The organism is Amycolatopsis sp. NPDC104819, from assembly GCF_055583145.1.
Map to the genome: position 1 here is coordinate 425,417 of NZ_JBVJON010000001.1, position 15,420 is coordinate 440,836.

At 69.9% G+C, this 15,420-nt stretch carries 18 protein-coding genes; 5 read left to right on the plus strand and 13 right to left on the minus strand.

Annotated elements, in window-relative coordinates:
* Positions 1-19 precede the first annotated feature (19 nt).
* The gene (locus ACZ63E_RS02095) at positions 20-1,411 is read left to right on the plus strand and encodes an FAD-binding oxidoreductase (protein WP_465333587.1); all 1,392 of its coding nucleotides are present in this window, start codon (positions 20-22) and stop codon (positions 1,409-1,411) included.
* Positions 1,412-1,424: 13 nt separating this feature from the next.
* Here the strand turns inward: ACZ63E_RS02095 and ACZ63E_RS02100 are convergent, their stop codons facing one another.
* The 4 genes from ACZ63E_RS02100 to ACZ63E_RS02115 form a co-directional block, all read right to left on the minus strand.
* Complete coding sequence (locus ACZ63E_RS02100) at positions 1,425-2,126, minus strand: DedA family protein (protein WP_465306976.1); 702 nt, start codon at positions 2,124-2,126, stop codon at positions 1,425-1,427.
* Positions 2,127-2,171: 45 nt separating this feature from the next.
* Complete coding sequence (locus ACZ63E_RS02105) at positions 2,172-2,561, minus strand: hypothetical protein (protein WP_465333589.1); 390 nt, start codon at positions 2,559-2,561, stop codon at positions 2,172-2,174.
* A gap of 23 nt (positions 2,562-2,584) precedes the next feature.
* Entirely contained in the window at positions 2,585-3,736 is a 1,152-nt protein-coding gene (nagA, locus tag ACZ63E_RS02110) for an N-acetylglucosamine-6-phosphate deacetylase (protein ID WP_465334353.1), read from the minus strand.
* A 91-nt stretch (positions 3,737-3,827) separates the two neighbouring features.
* Positions 3,828-4,400, minus strand: a complete 573-nt coding sequence (locus ACZ63E_RS02115; RefSeq protein WP_308677894.1) for an RNA polymerase sigma factor — start codon at positions 4,398-4,400, stop codon at positions 3,828-3,830.
* A 201-nt stretch (positions 4,401-4,601) separates the two neighbouring features.
* Between ACZ63E_RS02115 and ACZ63E_RS02120 the strand changes: the two genes are divergently transcribed.
* Positions 4,602-4,886, plus strand: coding sequence for a YciI family protein (locus ACZ63E_RS02120; RefSeq protein WP_465306980.1), 285 nt, complete (start codon positions 4,602-4,604; stop codon positions 4,884-4,886).
* Here ACZ63E_RS02120 and ACZ63E_RS02125 read toward each other — a convergent pair.
* From ACZ63E_RS02125 to ACZ63E_RS02150, 6 genes are all read right to left on the minus strand, one after another.
* Entirely contained in the window at positions 4,881-5,900 is a 1,020-nt protein-coding gene (locus ACZ63E_RS02125) for a PDR/VanB family oxidoreductase (protein ID WP_465334354.1), read from the minus strand. The two genes, ACZ63E_RS02120 and ACZ63E_RS02125, sit on opposite strands and share 6 nt — an antisense overlap.
* 23 nt (positions 5,901-5,923) lie before the next feature.
* The gene (locus ACZ63E_RS02130) at positions 5,924-6,781 is read right to left on the minus strand and encodes a metal-dependent hydrolase (protein WP_465333591.1); all 858 of its coding nucleotides are present in this window, start codon (positions 6,779-6,781) and stop codon (positions 5,924-5,926) included.
* On the minus strand, positions 6,778-8,250 hold the full coding sequence (locus ACZ63E_RS02135; protein ID WP_465333593.1) for a flavin-containing monooxygenase: 1,473 nt from the start codon (positions 8,248-8,250) through the stop codon (positions 6,778-6,780). The genes ACZ63E_RS02130 and ACZ63E_RS02135 overlap by 4 nt, the downstream gene beginning before the upstream one ends.
* Positions 8,251-8,333: 83 nt before the next feature.
* Positions 8,334-8,807: a pyridoxamine 5'-phosphate oxidase family protein gene (locus ACZ63E_RS02140; RefSeq protein WP_465333595.1), complete on the minus strand. Its 474-nt coding sequence runs from the start codon at positions 8,805-8,807 to the stop codon at positions 8,334-8,336.
* Between the two features lie 2 nt (positions 8,808-8,809).
* Positions 8,810-9,721, minus strand: a complete 912-nt coding sequence (locus ACZ63E_RS02145; protein WP_465333597.1) for an SDR family oxidoreductase — start codon at positions 9,719-9,721, stop codon at positions 8,810-8,812.
* Between the two features lie 70 nt (positions 9,722-9,791).
* Positions 9,792-10,703 carry an aldo/keto reductase gene (locus ACZ63E_RS02150; RefSeq protein WP_465333599.1) on the minus strand — a complete coding sequence of 304 codons (912 nt, stop codon included), beginning with the start codon at positions 10,701-10,703 and terminating at the stop codon, positions 9,792-9,794.
* Between the two features lie 63 nt (positions 10,704-10,766).
* Between ACZ63E_RS02150 and ACZ63E_RS02155 the strand changes: the two genes are divergently transcribed.
* Both ACZ63E_RS02155 and fbaA read left to right on the plus strand, forming a co-directional pair.
* On the plus strand, positions 10,767-11,591 hold the full coding sequence (locus tag ACZ63E_RS02155) for an LLM class F420-dependent oxidoreductase (RefSeq protein WP_465333600.1): 825 nt from the start codon (positions 10,767-10,769) through the stop codon (positions 11,589-11,591).
* A gap of 118 nt (positions 11,592-11,709) precedes the next feature.
* On the plus strand, positions 11,710-12,741 hold the full coding sequence (gene fbaA / locus ACZ63E_RS02160; RefSeq protein WP_465333602.1) for a class II fructose-bisphosphate aldolase: 1,032 nt from the start codon (positions 11,710-11,712) through the stop codon (positions 12,739-12,741).
* Positions 12,742-12,789: 48 nt separating this feature from the next.
* On the opposite strand, the gene ACZ63E_RS02165 is transcribed toward fbaA, so the two are convergent.
* The 3 genes from ACZ63E_RS02165 to ACZ63E_RS02175 are packed head-to-tail and all read right to left on the minus strand — an operon-like array spanning position 12,790 to position 14,669.
* On the minus strand, positions 12,790-13,170 hold the full coding sequence (locus ACZ63E_RS02165; protein WP_465333604.1) for a type II toxin-antitoxin system VapC family toxin: 381 nt from the start codon (positions 13,168-13,170) through the stop codon (positions 12,790-12,792).
* Positions 13,171-13,186: 16 nt separating this feature from the next.
* Complete coding sequence (locus tag ACZ63E_RS02170) at positions 13,187-13,465, minus strand: type II toxin-antitoxin system Phd/YefM family antitoxin (RefSeq protein WP_465333605.1); 279 nt, start codon at positions 13,463-13,465, stop codon at positions 13,187-13,189.
* Between the two features lie 22 nt (positions 13,466-13,487).
* The gene (locus tag ACZ63E_RS02175) at positions 13,488-14,669 is read right to left on the minus strand and encodes a hypothetical protein (protein WP_465333607.1); all 1,182 of its coding nucleotides are present in this window, start codon (positions 14,667-14,669) and stop codon (positions 13,488-13,490) included.
* 235 nt (positions 14,670-14,904) lie between these two features.
* Between ACZ63E_RS02175 and ACZ63E_RS02180 the strand changes: the two genes are divergently transcribed.
* Positions 14,905-15,315, plus strand: coding sequence for a DUF3151 domain-containing protein (locus tag ACZ63E_RS02180; protein ID WP_465312890.1), 411 nt, complete (start codon positions 14,905-14,907; stop codon positions 15,313-15,315).
* Positions 15,316-15,420: the final 105 nt, after the last annotated feature.

The window sequence follows — 15,420 nt, forward strand, 5'->3', positions numbered from 1 at the left end:
CCGGGCTTACCATGAGGGCATGGGCAACGATGCACTGGTCACCCGGCTCCGCGACCTCGTCGGCAAGAGTGCCGTGCTCACCGACGCCGACGTCACCGCCTCCTACTCGCGCGACATGATGCCGCTCGCGCCGTCCGGCGAGCCGCTCGCCGTGGTGCTGCCGTCGAGCACCGAGGAGGTGCAGGCCGTCGTCAAGGCGTGCGCCGAAGCGCGGGTGCCGATCGTGCCGCGCGGCGCGGGCAGCGGCCTGTCCGGCGCCGCGAACGCCATCGACGGCTGTGTGGTGCTCTCGCTGGTGAAGCTCGACCAGATCGTCGAGATCGACGCCGGGAACCGGCTGGCCGTGGTGCAGCCCGGCGTGGTCAACCTGGACTTCCGCAACGCCGTCGAGAAGGACGGGCTGTTCTATCCGCCGGACCCGTCCAGCTACGACTGGTGCACGATCGGCGGCAACCTCTCCACCAACGCCGGCGGGCTCTGCTGCGTCAAGTACGGCGTGACCACGGACTCGGTCCTCGGTCTGGAGGTCGTCCTGGCCGACGGCTCACTCCTCAAGACGGGACGGCGCACGGTCAAGGGCGTCGCCGGCTACGACCTGGCCAGGCTGTTCGTCGGCAGCGAGGGCACGCTCGGCGTCATCACCCAGGCGACGGTGCAGCTCAAGCCCCTGCCCCAGGCCCCGGCGACGTTCGTCGCGGGCTTCACGACCACCGAAGCCGCCGGTGAGGCCGTCGCCCGGGTGGTGCGCGAAGGGCTCGTGCCGTCCCTGCTGGAGATCATGGACGCGTCGTCGATCAAGGCGTCCGAGACGTACCTGAAGACGGACCTGGGAGCTGGGTCGGACTGCCAGGCGCTGCTGCTGGGCCAGTCCGACGCCGGCGGCGAGGTCGCACGCCGCGAGCTGGCGGCGCTGGAGCAGATCTGCGTCGACTGCGGCGCGGACCTGGCGTACACGACCGAGGACCTCGAAGAGGGCCGGATGCTGCTGCAGGCCCGCCGGGTCGTGCTGACGGCCTTGGAGACGTACGGCCTCTGGCTGACCGACGACGTCTGCGTCCCGCGGACCCGCATCGCCGAGCTCATCCGCGGCTGCGAAAAGGTGAGCTCCGAGGTCGGTCTGCGCATCGCGGTGGTCGGCCACGCCGGCGACGGCAACATGCACCCGACGATCGTCTACCAGCCCGACGACCCGGACGAGTTCGCCCGCGCCCAGCGCGCGTTCGACGAGATCCTCGAGGTCGGCCTGTCCCTCGGCGGCACGGTGACCGGCGAGCACGGGGTCGGCAAGATCAAGCGCGAGTGGCTGGAGCGGGAGATCGGGCCGGTCGGGATGCGCGTGCACCGGCAGATCAAGCAGGCGCTGGACCCGGAGAACCTCTTCAACCCGGGGTCGATGTTCTCGATGACCTGAGGCGGCCGGGTGCTCAGTCCTTGATGCGGGGGATGCGCTGGGTGACCTCGGGGTCCGCCTCCGCCAGCGCCTTCTTCTCGCGGCGGGACTTCAGGAACTCCAGCGCGATCGGCACCACCGACACCAGGACGATGAGCACGAAGATCGCGTCGACGTTGTCGCGGATGAAGCCGATGTTGCCGAGCAGGGACCCCAGGACCGTGATGCCCGCGGCCCACAGGATGCCGCCGATCACCGTGTACGTGAAGTAGCGCTTCGGGTCCATGCGGCCGATGCCCGCGATCCACGTGATGAACGTCCGGACGAACGGGACGAACCGGGCCAGCACGACCGCCTTCGGGCCGTGCTTCTCCAGGAACTCGTGGGTCTTGTCGACGTACTCGCGCTTGAAGAACTTCGAGTCCGGCCGGTTGAACAGCTTGGGCCCGACGAAGTAGCCGATGTAGTACCCGACGACGTTGCCGAGCAGGGCCGCGACCGTCACCAGCACGCAGACCAGCCACAACGGCGCGTCGAGCGTGCCGTTCGCGATGAAGAGGCCCGCCGTGAACAGCAGGGAGTCACCGGGCAGCACCGGGAAGATGCTGCTCTCGATGAAGATGATCAGGCAGAGCACCGCGATGACCGGCGTGGTCAGGCCGCTCAGCAGGTGCTGCGGGTCCAGCCATGACGGCAGCAGGGACATCGTGTTGACCGTGCTCTGGGCGAGAATCACCTCAAAAACGGTACAGGGTCACCCTGAGTCGTTACTGAGACCCGGTCAGACCAGCGTGAGCAGCCCCACGACCGACCCCGCCGCGAGGCCCAGCAGCACCGCGAGCATCAGGATCCAGTACACCGGCAGCTGTGCCCCTTGCCGGACCGGGAGCGGTTCCGGGCGCGGTGCGTAGGCGGTCGGGGCTTCGGCGGCCGCGTCGAGGGCCGCCCGCTCGCGCTCCAGGGAGTCCGCGCCGGCGCCCGAGAGCAGCCCGTACGCCGAGGGCAGCTCGTTGATCGCGCTCGTCGGGACCGCGTCGGTGCCCGGTTCCGGCGGCGGCGACGGCGGCGAAGACGACACCTCCGAAGGCGGCGGCGACGCCTGCGGGGCGAAGACGGCTTGCGCGCGAAGGGCGTCCGCCAGCAGTTGCTCGGGGTCCTTCGGCTCGCTCATCTCCGCCCGTCCGTCGTAGGAAGCTACGTGCTCAAGGTAGCCGTACCCACCTCGGCGACCCATTCACCCCGGCGCAGCACCTTCGCCGGCCGCAGGTCCTGGTCGAGGACGACGATGTCGGCCGCGTACCCGGGGCACAGCATCCCGGTGTGGCCGGCGATGCCGAGCAGCTCGGCGGGCCGTTGCGAAGTCGCGTGCACCGCGTCGAGGATCCCGAGTTTGGCACCCCGGACGAGGTTGCGGAAGGCGGTGTCCATCGTCAGGGTGCTGCCGGCCAGCGAACCGTTGTCGGCGAGGGTGGCGACGCCGTCGTGCACGTCGACCTCGAGGCGGCCCAGCGTGTAGCGGCCGTCGGCGGCGTCGGTGGCCGACATCGCGTCGGTGATCAGCACCGTCCGGTTGCGGCCGGCGTGCTTCGCGGCCAGGCGCACGACCGTCGGGTGCAGGTGGACCAGGTCGCAGATGAGCTCGATCGTGATGCGCTCGTCGTCGAGCAGGGCGCCGACCGGCCCCGGCTCGCGGTGGTGCAGCGGCCGCATGCCGTTGAACAGGTGCGTCGCGACCGTCGCGCCCGCGTCGATCGCCGGCAGCAGCTGCTCCTCGACGCCGTCGGTGTGCCCGATCGCGGCGATGACGCCCGATTCGGCCAGCTGCCGGACGGCCTTGATCCCGCCGTGCAGCTCCGGGGCGATGGTGACCATCCGGATCGCGCCCTGGCCGGCGCGCAGGAGCTTCTCGACCGTCCCGGTGTCCGGTTCGAGCAGGGTTTCCGGATCGTGCGCCCCGCACCGGGCCTTCGAGATGAACGGCCCCTCCAGGTGGATGCCCGCGACCTCGCCGTCCTGGGCGAGCTCACGCAGCGCGGCGACCTGCTCACGCAGGATGTCCACCGGATCGGAGACCAGGCTGGCGAGCATGGTCGTGGTGCCGTGACGGCGGTGCGCCCGCACCGCCGTCAAGAGCTCCTCGGGATCGAGGGAGGTGAACGAAGCACCTCCCCCGCCGTGGCAGTGGGTGTCGACGAATCCTGGCACGACCAGTGCCCCGCCGACGTCCACGTGCTCGCCGGACGGCGGGGTCCCCGAACCCACGCCGGCGATCCGCCCGTCGGAGACGGCTACCCAGCCGTCGTCGAGTACACGGTCCGGGGCGGCGACCCGGCCGCCCATGATCACAAAATCTCCGGCGCCTCTCACGCACCCCAGCATATATTGGTCTGGACCAAGCATGGTGATACGACTCAGTGATCGGAATGGTCCACCCGGGTCACTGTGGGGCCTGCATGGCCTTCTGGAGTGCCTCGAGAGCCCGGCTGGCGGTCGACTTAACGGTACCCTTGGAGATGCCCGCGGCCTCAGAGATTTCGGCCTCGCTCAGCCCACCGTAGTAACGCAGCACCAGCACCTCGCGCTGGCGCGGCGGCAGCTTGGACAGCGCGCTGACCACGGCCTGGTGCTCGCTGGAGAGCATCGCGAGGCTCTCCGCCGACCGGGCGTTGACCGCGTGCGGCGGCACGTACTCCCGCGCGGTCTTGCGCCGGCGCAGCACGCTGCGCGACCCGTTGACCACCGCGGTGCGCAGGTAGCCGACGGCGGCCGCGGCGTCCCGGAGCCGTCCCCAGTTGCGATGCAGGCCGGTGAAGGCCTCCTGGACGACGTCTTCCGCGGTCGCGGGCTCGTCGACCAGCAGGATCGCCAGCCGGACCAGCCGCATGCGGTGCTGGCGGTAGAGGTCTTCGAGGGTCAGCGGCGCCGGCGTCTGAGCCGGGGCCGGACCGTCCATGACCCGCAGGTGGCCGAGGGTTGCCTCGACACTGCGTTCCGCATTGCCCTCGAGCATGAACCCCTGCCTGTCCTCGACCCCGGTTTGCACGGTGTGCCGCGTCAGCAGGTTCACGGTATTCACAGCGCTCACACAGGTACTGACGCATGCCCAGCCTATCGGGTTGGCCTGTCGCCGCCACAGATCGGATGCTGGGACACGACGGTGACCCGGGTAGCGTCGGTCCCGTCCCGCCCCCGCCCGACCCCGGAGATCCACATGGCCTGGTACCTCGTCGAAATCACCTACGTCCAGGAGAAGATGCCGGAGGTCCGGCCCCGGCACCGCGAGTTCCTGCGGAACCTGGCCGCGGACGGGCGTGTCGCGGTCGCCGGGCCACTGGGCGACGGCTCCGGCGGCATCACGCTCTACCAGGCCGACGACGAGGCGCACCTCAAGGAGACGATCGACCAGGACCCGTACTTCCTGGAGGGCGTGGTCGCGGAGCGGTCGATCCGCGAGTACAAGCCGGTCATCGGCGCCTGGGTGCCCGACGCGTCATAGGTCGAGCACGGCGGCGCCGCGGTCGACGCAGAGTCGCATCGGCTCGCCGCCGTCCGTCGGCACCGCGCAGGTCCCGCAGAAACCCTGGCGGCACGAGTACGCCGTGCCGGGCCGCGCTTCGAGGACGACGTCGAGCGCCGAACGGTCGCCCGGCACCTCCAGGACCTGTCCTGACCTGCGAAGAGTCAGCCGGAACGGCTCGCCGGACACGATCGGCGGCGGCGCGAACCGCTCGAAGTGGACAGCCTTGGCCGCGGTCAGCGCCAGGTCGACGCGGACCCCGGTGATCATCGGCGCCGGCCCGCAGCAGTAGACGGACGCGCCGTCCGGGACGCCTTCGAGGAGCTCGGCGCCGGACGCCGGGATGCCGTAGTCGGTGTCCGGGCGGATCCGGACGCGCTCGTCGCCCTCCAGCTCGTCGAGGAACGGCATCGACGCGCGGCTGCGACCGGTGTAGACCAGCCGCCAGTCCGCGCCGAGGGCCTTCGCGCGGCGGACCATCGGCAGGATCGGCGTGATCCCGATGCCGCCCGCGACGAACAGGAACGGCCCGTCGCCGACGAACGGGAACGCCGTCCGCGGGCCGCGCACGGTGACGCGTGTCCCCGGGCGCAGCGCGTGGACCTCGGCAGACGCGACGCCGATCTTGCGCACGGCGATGCGGTAACACGAGTTTTCGGTCGGGTCGCCGCACAGCGAGTACTGCCGGACGAGCCCGGACGGCAGCACGAGGTCGAGGTGCGCGCCCGGCCGCCAGCCGGGGAGCGGCCCGCCGTTCGCGAGGCGCAGGCTGACGACGTCCTCGGCTTCGGCACGGACGTCCTCGACCACCAGCGGCAGATCCCGGTCGACGGCCCGCACCGGCGGCCGACGGCGGCCGCTGAAGGCGGACAACCGGCGGTAAACCCCCACGACACCGACCAAAGTGGACAACAGGTGGTCGGTCCGCGCGCTGCCGTCGAGCCGGGTGGGCCGGCCGAGAGCGGAGCTTTCACGTGAAAGCTCCGCCCCCAGGTGGGCGCTTTCACGTGAAAGCGTCACTCCGCCGCCCGCGCGGCGGGAGAGCTCGCCAGGTAGGCCACCGCCTGCTCGGTGCTCCCGGTCTCGGTCGGGTGATAGCGCTTTCGGAAGTACGGCCGGATCTCGCGCGCCAGCTGACGCCCGGTCGGCAGCAGCCCGCGTTTCGCCGCCCGGCGGTAGCCCCGCAGCGACGCGCGGCCGGGCCGGGTCGGATCGTTACGCATCAGATATCGCGTGCCACGGGCGAAGACCCACGCGAGCACCGGCGTCACCGCGGCCATGCTGCGGACGCGGCGCGTGTACCGGCCGTCGAGGTGCATGAACAGGTCGAAGGCGACGGACCGGTGTTCGACCTCTTCGGCGCCGTGCCAGCGCAGCAGGTCGAGCATCACCGGGTCGGCGCCGGCTCGATCCAGGGGCGCGTCGAGCACCCACTGGCCGAGGAACGCGGTGTAGTGCTCGATCGCGGCGACGATCCCGAGCCGTTCGACGAGCCACTCCTCGGCGGCCCGGCCGGTCAGGTCCCGGTCGCCGAGCAGCTTCCGGAACAGCCACTCCATCTGCGCGATGAACGGCCGCACGGGCACTCCCGCGGCCTCGAGGTGCGTCGCGGCGCCGTCGTGGGCCTCGGCGTGCACGGCCTCCTGGCCGATGAACCCGAGGACGTCCGCCTTGAGCCGCTCGTCGCGGATCAGCGGCACGGCCTGCTTGAACACCTCGACGAACCAGCGCTCGCCCTCGGGCAGCGCCAGGTGCAGGACGTTGATCGTGTGCGTCGCCTGCGGCTCGCCGGGGATCCAGTGCATCGGCAGGCTCGCCCAGTCGAACTTGACGTCCCGGGCGTGCAGGACGAGCTGCTCTTCCTCGGCCGTCACGACGCGCGCCCGGAAAGCTCGTAGTCGGCGGGGTCCACCTTCCGCGTCTCCAGCCAGTAGCGCCAGGTGAAGCCCGGCCAGATCGTCCGGTTCACGCCCTTGGCGTCGAGGTACCAGCTCTTGCAACCGCCCTGCGTCCAGACGCCCTTGACGAGCTTGTCCTGGATGTCCTGCTGGAACTTGTCCTGCACACCGGGCCGGACGTCGACCGCCGCGGCGCCGCGTGAGTCGGCGAGCTTGATGGCGTCCACGACGTACTTCGACTGCGACTCGATCATGAAGACCACGGAGTTGTGGCCCAGCGCGGTGTTCGGGCCGAGCAGGAAGAACAGGTTCGGGAAGCCGGAGACGGTGATGCCCTTGTGCGTCCGCATCCCTTCGACCGCCCACTCCTTGGCGAGGTTGCGGCCGTCGGCGCCGGTGATGTCGAGGTACTCCAGCGCGTCGGTCACCTTGAAGCCGGTGCCGTAGATGATCGCGTCGACCTCGTGCTCGACCCCGGCGGAGTCGACGATCGAGTGCGCCTTGACCTCCTTGATCCCGGAGGTGTTCACGTCGACGTTCGGCCGGCTCAGCGCCGGGTAGTAGTCGTTGGAGATCAGGACGCGCTTGCAGCCCATGGTGTAGTCCGGCGTGACCTTCTTGCGCAGCGCGGAGTCCTTGATGCCCTTCGCGATGTTGCGCTTCGCGATCAGCTCGCCGGCCTTCATGATCCCCGGGTGGCCGTTGAAGCCGACCGCGCGGACTTCGAGGAGCCAGTACAGCGCGTTGCGGTAAAGGCGCTGGGTGCCGGGGACGCGCTTGAAGAGCGTCTGCGCCCAGTCCGGCATCGCGTGGTCGGGCTTGGGCATGATCCACGGCGGGGTGCGCTGGAAGAGCGTCAGCTCGGCGACGTCCGGGGCGATCTTCGGGACGAACTGGACCGCGCTGGCGCCGGTGCCGACGACGGCGACCTTCTTGCCGCGCAGGTCGTACTCGTGGTTCCACTGCGCGGAGTGCCAGGTCTGGCCCTTGAACTTCGTGATCCCCGGCAGCTCGGGGACCTGCGGGATGTGCAGGCCGCCGACCCCGGAGACGAGGAACTGCGCGGAGAACTCGCGGCCGTCCTTGGTGGTCGCCGTCCAGCGGCGTTCCTTCTCGTCCCAGTGCGCGCCGGTGAGCTCGACGCCGAAGCGGATCTTCTCGCGCAGCCGGTACTTGTCCGCGACACCCTTGAGGTAGTCGAAGATCTCCGGCTGCGGCGAGAACGACCGCGACCAGGCGGGGTTCTGCTCGTACGAGAACGAGTACATGTGCGACTGCACGTCACAGGCGCACCCGGGGTACGAGTTGTCGCGCCAGGTGCCGCCCACCTCCGCGGCCTTCTCCAGGATCACGTAGTCCCGGATGCCGGCCTTTTCGAGCTGGATCGCCTGGCCGAGCCCGGAGAACCCGGTGCCCACGATCACGACCTTGAACCGCTCGGTCATCTGTCTCGGCCTCCGCTGCTTCGAGGAAACTGCGGAGATGACGTTACCTCAAGTAACAGTTACTTGGAAGTACTACCTACCGACTAGTACGTCCCGCCGAGCTTCGTGTGGTCCCAGCTGACGATCTTCGTCGGGTGGAAGACCAGCCCGATCCGCTTGGGGGCCTGACCTGCGATGAAAGCGCTCAGCTCGGACGGTACGGGGTCGCCCGGCTTCGCGCCCGCGTACCGCTGCATGAGCGTGATGCCCATCCGGGTGACCTCATCGGTGTCCTCGACGAGCTGGACGTCGGCCTCGAGCGAGACGCCCCGAAGCTTCTCGTAGCTGTCGCCGTCCTCGATGAGCACGGTCGCCTCCGGCAGCCGCCGGAGGTTCTTCGCCTTCTGTGACGTGCCGTACGTCCAGGTCGCGACGCCGTCCTCGTGTGGGAAGTACCAGAGCGGCGCGAGGTGCGGGCGGCCGTTCGGGCCGACGCTGGCGACGTTGATGACCTTCTGCTCGCCGAGGTACGCGCGCACCTCGTCCTCGGTCATCCGGATCTGGTCGCGACGGGACATCTTCACCCCTTGGTGGCGGCCCGGCCGCCGTGGCCGGTGACCGCCGACTCGAACGCGCCGCGCGCCTCGATGTCGGCCAGCGCGGCCTTGTCCGCCGAAGGTACCCGGCTGCGGGACCCGATTTCGATGATCGGCGGGAGGAACGCGCGGAGCAGCTTGAGGCCGCCGACCCAGCGCGGGACGTGGATGGTCCGGGCGCGCTTGAGGATGCCGGCTTCGAGGTTGTCGAGGGCGACGTCCAGCGGGTAGGTCTTGCCGATCAGGCCGGGCATGGACGAGCGGAGCTTGCCGAACACCGGGTGCGCGTCGGCGCTTTCGACCAGGTCGGTGCGGATCCACGTCGGGTGCGCGACGCCGACCTTGACACCCAGGTGCGCGACCTCGGCGCGGAGGCTGTTGGAGAACGCCTCGACGCCGGCCTTGGCGGCGGCGTAGTTCGCCATGCCCGGCGCGTGCGTGATCGCGGCGAGGCTGGAGATGGCGAGCAGGTAACCCTTGCGGTTGATCACGTGCGGGAGCGTGACGCGGAACGTGCGCCAGACGCCGAGCAGGTCGACCTCGATGACCTTCTCGAACGCGGCCCGGTCGACCGAGCGGACGAAGCCCGCGGTCGCGATGCCGGCGTTGGCGATGACGATGTCGATCCCGCCGAAGTGCTCGACGACGCCGGCTGTGGCCGCTTCGAGGGCGTCCCAGCTGGTGACGTCGGCTTCCCAGGACCTGGCGTTCGCGCCGATGCGGTCGGCGACCTTCTTCTGCTCTTCGGCTTCGAGCCCGACGAGGGCGACCTTCGCGCCGCGCGCGGCGAGCCGTTCGGCCAGGCCAGCGCCGATGCCGCGGGCCGCCCCGGTGATGAGGACCACCTTGCCGTCGACCTTCTTGGTGCCGCTGAGCAGCGAAAACGGGTTGGCCACGGTGCCCTCCTAGACGTCGCTTGAGGGCACCGTACCTCACCTTACCCGCAGTAAGCTACCCCGTAGTAAGTTAGCTTTCGCGGGAAAGCCCGGCCACTTCGTCCGGAGTCAGCTCGAGCGAGACCGACGCGATCAGGTCGGTGAGCTGCTCGGGCGTGCGGGCGCTGGCGATCGGCGCGGCGACCGTCGGCTGCACGCGCAGCCAGGCGAGCGCCACGGTGGCGACCGAGACGCCGTGGGCCGCGGCCACTTCGTCGAGCTTGGCCAGCACACGCTCGCCGGTGCCGTCCAAATAGGACTCCGCCCGGCCGGCGCGCGGGCTGTCGCTTTCGGCGCCTTTCGTGCGGTACTTGCCGGTGAGGAAGCCCTTCGCGAGGGCGAAGTACGGCAGCGTGGCCAGGCCTTCGCGCTCGACGAGCGGAGCGAGATCGCGCTCGTAGTCGCGCTCGACGAGGTTGTAGTGCGGCTGCAGCACGGCGTACCGCGCGAAGCCGTTTCGGTCCGAAATGGACAGTGCATCCGCGAGCCGTTCGGCGCTGTAGTTGGACGCCCCGAGGTGGCGGACCTTGCCCGCGCGGACCAGCGCGTCGAACGCTTCCAGTGTCTCCTCGAGCGGGGTGTCCGGGTCGTCCCGGTGGGCGTAGTAGAGGTCGATGTGGTCGGTCTTGAGGCGGCGCAGCGAGTCTTCGGCCGCCTCCTGGATGTTCTTGGCCGACAGGCCCGGCCGCCGGTCCCACGCGCCGGCCTTCGTCGCGACGACGACGTCGTCCCGGTTGCCGCGCGCGGCGAGCCAGCTGCCGAGGATCTCCTCGGAGCCGCCGCCCCCGCCGTAGAGGTCGGCGGTGTCCACGAAGTTGCCGCCGGCCGCGGTGTAGGCGTCGAGCACGGCGAAGGACTGCGCCTCGTCCGCCGTCCAGCCGAAGACGTTGCCGCCGAGGTTGAGCCCGTAGACGTCGAGGTCGGTGTTTCCCAGCTTGGTCATGCTTCCGACGGTAGTTCGCCGCCGGCGGGAGGAAAATCGCCGTCCCACGCGTTGGAGAGTTCCATGGCTATCGAACTGGGCAAGCTCGGGATCTGGAAGTACCACGCGAACGTCGACGCGAAGTTCGCGGCGGAGGCGGAGAAGCTCGGCTACGGCGCGATCTGGCTGGGCGGCTCACCCACCGGCGAAGACCTTTCGCCGGTCGACGACCTGCTCGCGGCGACGGACTCGCTGGTCATCGCCACCGGCATCGTGAACATCTGGCAGGACGACCCAGCGTCGATCGCGAAGGTGTACGAGCGCATCGCCGGCAAGTACCCGGACCGCTTCCTGCTGGGCGTCGGCGCGGGCCACCGCGAAGCGACGAAGGAGTACAAGAAGCCGTACGCGGCCCTGGTCGAGTACCTCGACAGCTTGGACGCGGCGGGCGTCCCGGTGTCCGGCCGCGCCCTGGCGGCGCTGGGCCCGAAGGTGGTGGAGCTGTCGGGTTCGCGTACCGCGGGCGCGCACCCGTACCTGACCACACCGGAGCACACCCGCGACGCCCGCTCCATCCTCGGCGAGGGGCCGCTGCTGGCGCCGGAGCACAAGGTGGTCCTCTCGACGGACCCCGCCGAGGCGCGCGCGATCGGCCGTCAGACGGTGAAGTACTACCTCGGGCTGTCCAACTACGTCGCCAACCTGCGCAAACTCGGCTTCACGGACGCCGACCTGGAGGGTGAGGGCAGCGACCGCCTGATCGACGCACTGGCGTTGCACGGCGACGCGGCCACGATCGCCCGGGGCTTGTCGGCCCACCTGGACGCCGGCGCGGACCAGGTGGTCGTCCAGGTGTTGAACGAAGACCCGTGGCCCGCCTACCGCGCGCTGGCTGCCGAACTGCGGTGACGCGGTCCTTCTGAACCGATCCGACGTGCGGGGAAGTTTCTCCCCGGGGACCGGTGTGCGGCGGCGGTCCACCTCGTACGATGCGGTCGGGACCACCCTGTGCCAAGGAGGAGTAACGATGCCCATCGCCACCCCCGAGGTCTACGCGGAGATGCTCGACCGGGCCAAGGCGAACGAGTTCGCCTACCCGGCCATCAACGTGACCTCGTCCGAGACCGTGAACGCCGCCATCCGCGGGTTCGCCGAGGCGGAGAGCGACGGCATCATCCAGTTCTCCACCGGCGGCGCCGAGTTCGCCTCGGGCCAGAAGGTCAAGGACATGGTCGTCGGCGCGACCGCCCTCGCCGAGTTCGCCCAGGTCGTCGCCGCGCGCTACGACGTCAACGTCGCGCTGCACACCGACCACTGCCCCAAGGACAAGCTCGACGGGTTCGTCCGGCCGCTGATCGAGATCTCGGCCGAGCGGGTCAAGAACGGCCAGAACCCGCTGTTCCAGTCCCACATGTGGGACGGCTCGGCCATCGACCTCGACGAAAACCTCGAGATCGCCACGGAGCTGCTCGCCAAGACCGCCGCGGCGAAGATCATCCTCGAGGTCGAGATCGGCGTCGTCGGCGGCGAAGAGGACGGCGTCGAAGCCGAAATCAACGAGAAGCTCTACACCGCCGAAGGCGACTTCCTCAAGACGATCGACGCGCTGGGCGCCGGCGACCGCGGCCGGTACCTGCTGGCGGCGACGTTCGGCAACGTCCACGGCGTGTACAAGCCGGGCAACGTGAAGCTGCGCCCGGACGTGCTCAAGGGTGGCCAGGAAGCGGCGGCGAAGAAGCTCGGCCTGGACGCCGGGTCGAAGCCGTTCGAGCTGGTCTTCCACGGCGGCTCGGGTTCGCTGCCGGAGGAGATCCGCGAGGCGGTGTCCTACGGCGTGGTGAAGATGAACGTCGACACCGACACGCAGTACGCGTTCACCCGCCCGATCGTCGACCACTTCTTCAAGAACTACGACGGCGTCCTGAAGATCGACGGCGAGGTCGGCAACAAGAAGGTCTACGACCCGCGTTCGTACTTGAAGGCCGCGGAGGCCGGCATGGCCCAGCGCGTGGTCGAGGCCTGCCAGGCCCTCGGCTCGGCGGGCACGAAGCTCAAGTAGTCGCACGCGAAGGGGCCGCCACGAGTTCGTGGCGGCCCCTTCGTCTGTTCAGACCTCGACGACCTCGAGCAGGCTCTCGAGGCCTTTGAAGTCCTTCGTATTCCGGGTGTACAGCGGCAGGTTCCGCACGGAGGCGATCGCGGCGATCATCAAGTCCATCTTGCGCGGCCGTGGATCGCGCCCGATGGCGAGCACCATGGCGACGAACGTTCCGTACCGGGTAGCCGCATCACCGTCGAAGGGCAACGGGGTGAAATCGGCGATCGCGGCGCCGAGCTTTTCGGTGCGAGAAGCACGGACCGCCGGATCCGTGGCCACCGCCAGGCCTTGGTGCAATTCGGCCATCGAGACTGCGGTCAGTTCGGCGACTGCCGGCAACTGTGATCGCTCCAGCAGGCCAAGATCAATGTAAACGCAGGTGTCGAGCACACCCGCTTCGTGTCCCTCAGCCACGTGGCCGGTCCCAGGGATCGTCGTCGTCGCTCAGGCGATCATCACCGAAGAACTCATCGATGTCTTTGCGCATCTCCGCCGCATCGACTCGCGGTAGACGGCGGTGCTTGGCGATCAGTTCCTCGGTGGTGAGCTGGCGCCGCCGGGTCAACGGTCGCAGCTCGGCGATCTCCACGCCGTTGCGCGTGACATGGAAGGTCTCACCGGCTTCGACGGCGTCCATGACCGCGGCGGAGCCGTTGCGGAGCTCCCGCTGGCTGATGATCTGCATGAACCAAGTGTAGCACCCAGTGCTACACGGTTACCTGCCTCGTGGCCCCCAGGCGGCGCGACGCCGGGCCGGTCGCCGCCCACAGTACGAACAGGCCGGCCAGGACCACCGTCGCCGTCCAGTACGCCACCGGCGGGGCGGACTCCGTGTGCGCGTCACCCAGCACCCAGGGCCGGAACTGCGACTGCAGCCACAGCGCGCCGTAGCCGAACGCCGTCACCAGCAGCGCTCCGGCGCCCGCGGTCAGCAGCCCGTGGCCGCGGCCGATCGCGAACGCCAGGTCGACCGCCACCCCCACCGCCAGCAGGTAGAACGGGATCGTCGACACGGGGAAGCCCAGCCCGAGCAGCAGCGGCCACATCGCCCCGCGGTACGCGATGTACGCCAGCGCCACCGCAGACGCCGACCAGCGGAAACCCAGGGTCTTGCGGGCCAGGACGAGGATCAGCGCCATCACGCCGATGCCCCACAGCGGGTACACCCACTCCGGGATCGGCATCGTGAAGTGCAGGATCGCGGCCCGGTCGACCGGGTGCCCGATCTGGTTCGCCGCGAACGACAGCAGGGACGGCTCGGCCTCCGGCGCGCCGCGTTCCCACGCCCGCAGGCCGAGGATGCCGTACTCCTGCTGGCCGTTCGGGAAGAACGTGTTCTCCAGGAAGAACGCCCACAGCACGAGCAGCACGCCGGTGCGGAAGCGGCCCGGGGGCGACAGCCGCAGCCAGCCCAGCAGCACGCCCGCCTGCATGATGCCCGTGCCCAGGTAGAGCATCATGTGGGACGGGCTCCACGCGGTCAGGTCGAGGCCGTTGACGCGGTGGTTGATGACGTCCAGCGGCGCCGCCACGAGGAACACCAGCAGGCCGGTCTGCATCAGGCGCAGTGACGTCTTGTCGGCGCCGAGGCCCGTGTAGCTGTGGATCGCCACCAGCACGACGATGATCACCGTGCCGACGGTGTTGATCAGGTGCGGCGGCGCCAGGTCGTCACGCAGCCACATGAAGTGCCACGACATGTCCCACGACGACCCGACCAGCTTGAACGCGAACGCGGCCAGCCACATCCCGTAGCAGAACCGCAGCACCCACTCCGGCGTCGGCTGCCCGGGGGCGCCGCGGTGCCAGTGCCGCGAGAAGAACAGCCGCGTCTTGCCGATCGGGCTGCGCGGGATCACGTCCACGGGGACGTCGACTGCCTTGACCATGCGGACATCATGGCCGGTCATGGTCACGAGCGGGCCAAGACCGTGGTGAAGGACGCGAAAACCAGGGTTCACCCCTACGGGTGGACGATTTGCCTTCGGCGTGCGTCGGTTGGCAGGGTGTGCCGCCATGATGCCGAAACGACTTGTGGCCGCCGTCCTGATCGGCGCGCTGGTGCTGGCCGGCGGTGGGGTTCTCGCGGGTCTGTTCTTCTGACCCCCGTGCAGAATGGGCGGCATGACGCACAACCTGCTCGGCCCCGAGCCGACGCTGCTGCCCGAGCACACCGCCGCCCAGGCCGCGCTCGACGCCGGGAACGACCCGGCCGCCGTCGCCGCCGAACACCCCGACTACAGCGAAGCGTGGGCTTCGCTGGCCGAGAAGGCCTTCGACGCGGGTGAGACCGTTGCCGCGTACGCCTACGCGCGCACCGGCTACCACCGGGGTCTCGACCAGCTGCGTCGCGCCGGCTGGAAGGGCTTCGGCCCGGTGCCGTGGGCGCACCGGCCGAACCAGGGGTTCCTGCGCGCGCTGGCCGTGCTCGGCAAGGCCGCCGGGAAGATCGGCGAGACCGAGGAGTACGACCGCTGCCGCACCTTCCTCGCCGACTCCGACCCCGCCGCCGCGGAAGCCACCGGCCTGAAGTGACACCCGGCGTCGGGGGGGGGGGGGGGGGGGGGGGGGGGGGGGGGGGGGGGGAGAGGGAGAAGGGGGGGGGGGGGAAGAGGGAGAAGGGGGGGGGGCGTCCATCGC

Bases quoted from the DNA above. Each gene is read 5' to 3' on its own strand.
- ACZ63E_RS02095 (WP_465333587.1), top strand. From the start codon at position 20: ATGGGCAACGATGCACTGGTCACCCGGCTCCGCGACCTCGTCGGCAAG.
- ACZ63E_RS02105 (WP_465333589.1), bottom strand. From the start codon at position 2,561: ATGAGCGAGCCGAAGGACCCCGAGCAACTGCTGGCGGACGCCCTTCGC.
- ACZ63E_RS02115 (WP_308677894.1), bottom strand. From the start codon at position 4,400: ATGCTCGAGGGCAATGCGGAACGCAGTGTCGAGGCAACCCTCGGCCAC.
- ACZ63E_RS02120 (WP_465306980.1), top strand. From the start codon at position 4,602: ATGGCCTGGTACCTCGTCGAAATCACCTACGTCCAGGAGAAGATGCCG.
- ACZ63E_RS02135 (WP_465333593.1), bottom strand. From the start codon at position 8,250: ATGACCGAGCGGTTCAAGGTCGTGATCGTGGGCACCGGGTTCTCCGGG.
- ACZ63E_RS02140 (WP_465333595.1), bottom strand. From the start codon at position 8,807: ATGTCCCGTCGCGACCAGATCCGGATGACCGAGGACGAGGTGCGCGCG.
- ACZ63E_RS02150 (WP_465333599.1), bottom strand. From the start codon at position 10,703: ATGACCAAGCTGGGAAACACCGACCTCGACGTCTACGGGCTCAACCTC.
- ACZ63E_RS02155 (WP_465333600.1), top strand. From the start codon at position 10,767: ATGGCTATCGAACTGGGCAAGCTCGGGATCTGGAAGTACCACGCGAAC.
- fbaA (WP_465333602.1), top strand. From the start codon at position 11,710: ATGCCCATCGCCACCCCCGAGGTCTACGCGGAGATGCTCGACCGGGCC.
- ACZ63E_RS02170 (WP_465333605.1), bottom strand. From the start codon at position 13,465: ATGCAGATCATCAGCCAGCGGGAGCTCCGCAACGGCTCCGCCGCGGTC.
- ACZ63E_RS02175 (WP_465333607.1), bottom strand. From the start codon at position 14,669: ATGGTCAAGGCAGTCGACGTCCCCGTGGACGTGATCCCGCGCAGCCCG.
- ACZ63E_RS02180 (WP_465312890.1), top strand. From the start codon at position 14,905: ATGACGCACAACCTGCTCGGCCCCGAGCCGACGCTGCTGCCCGAGCAC.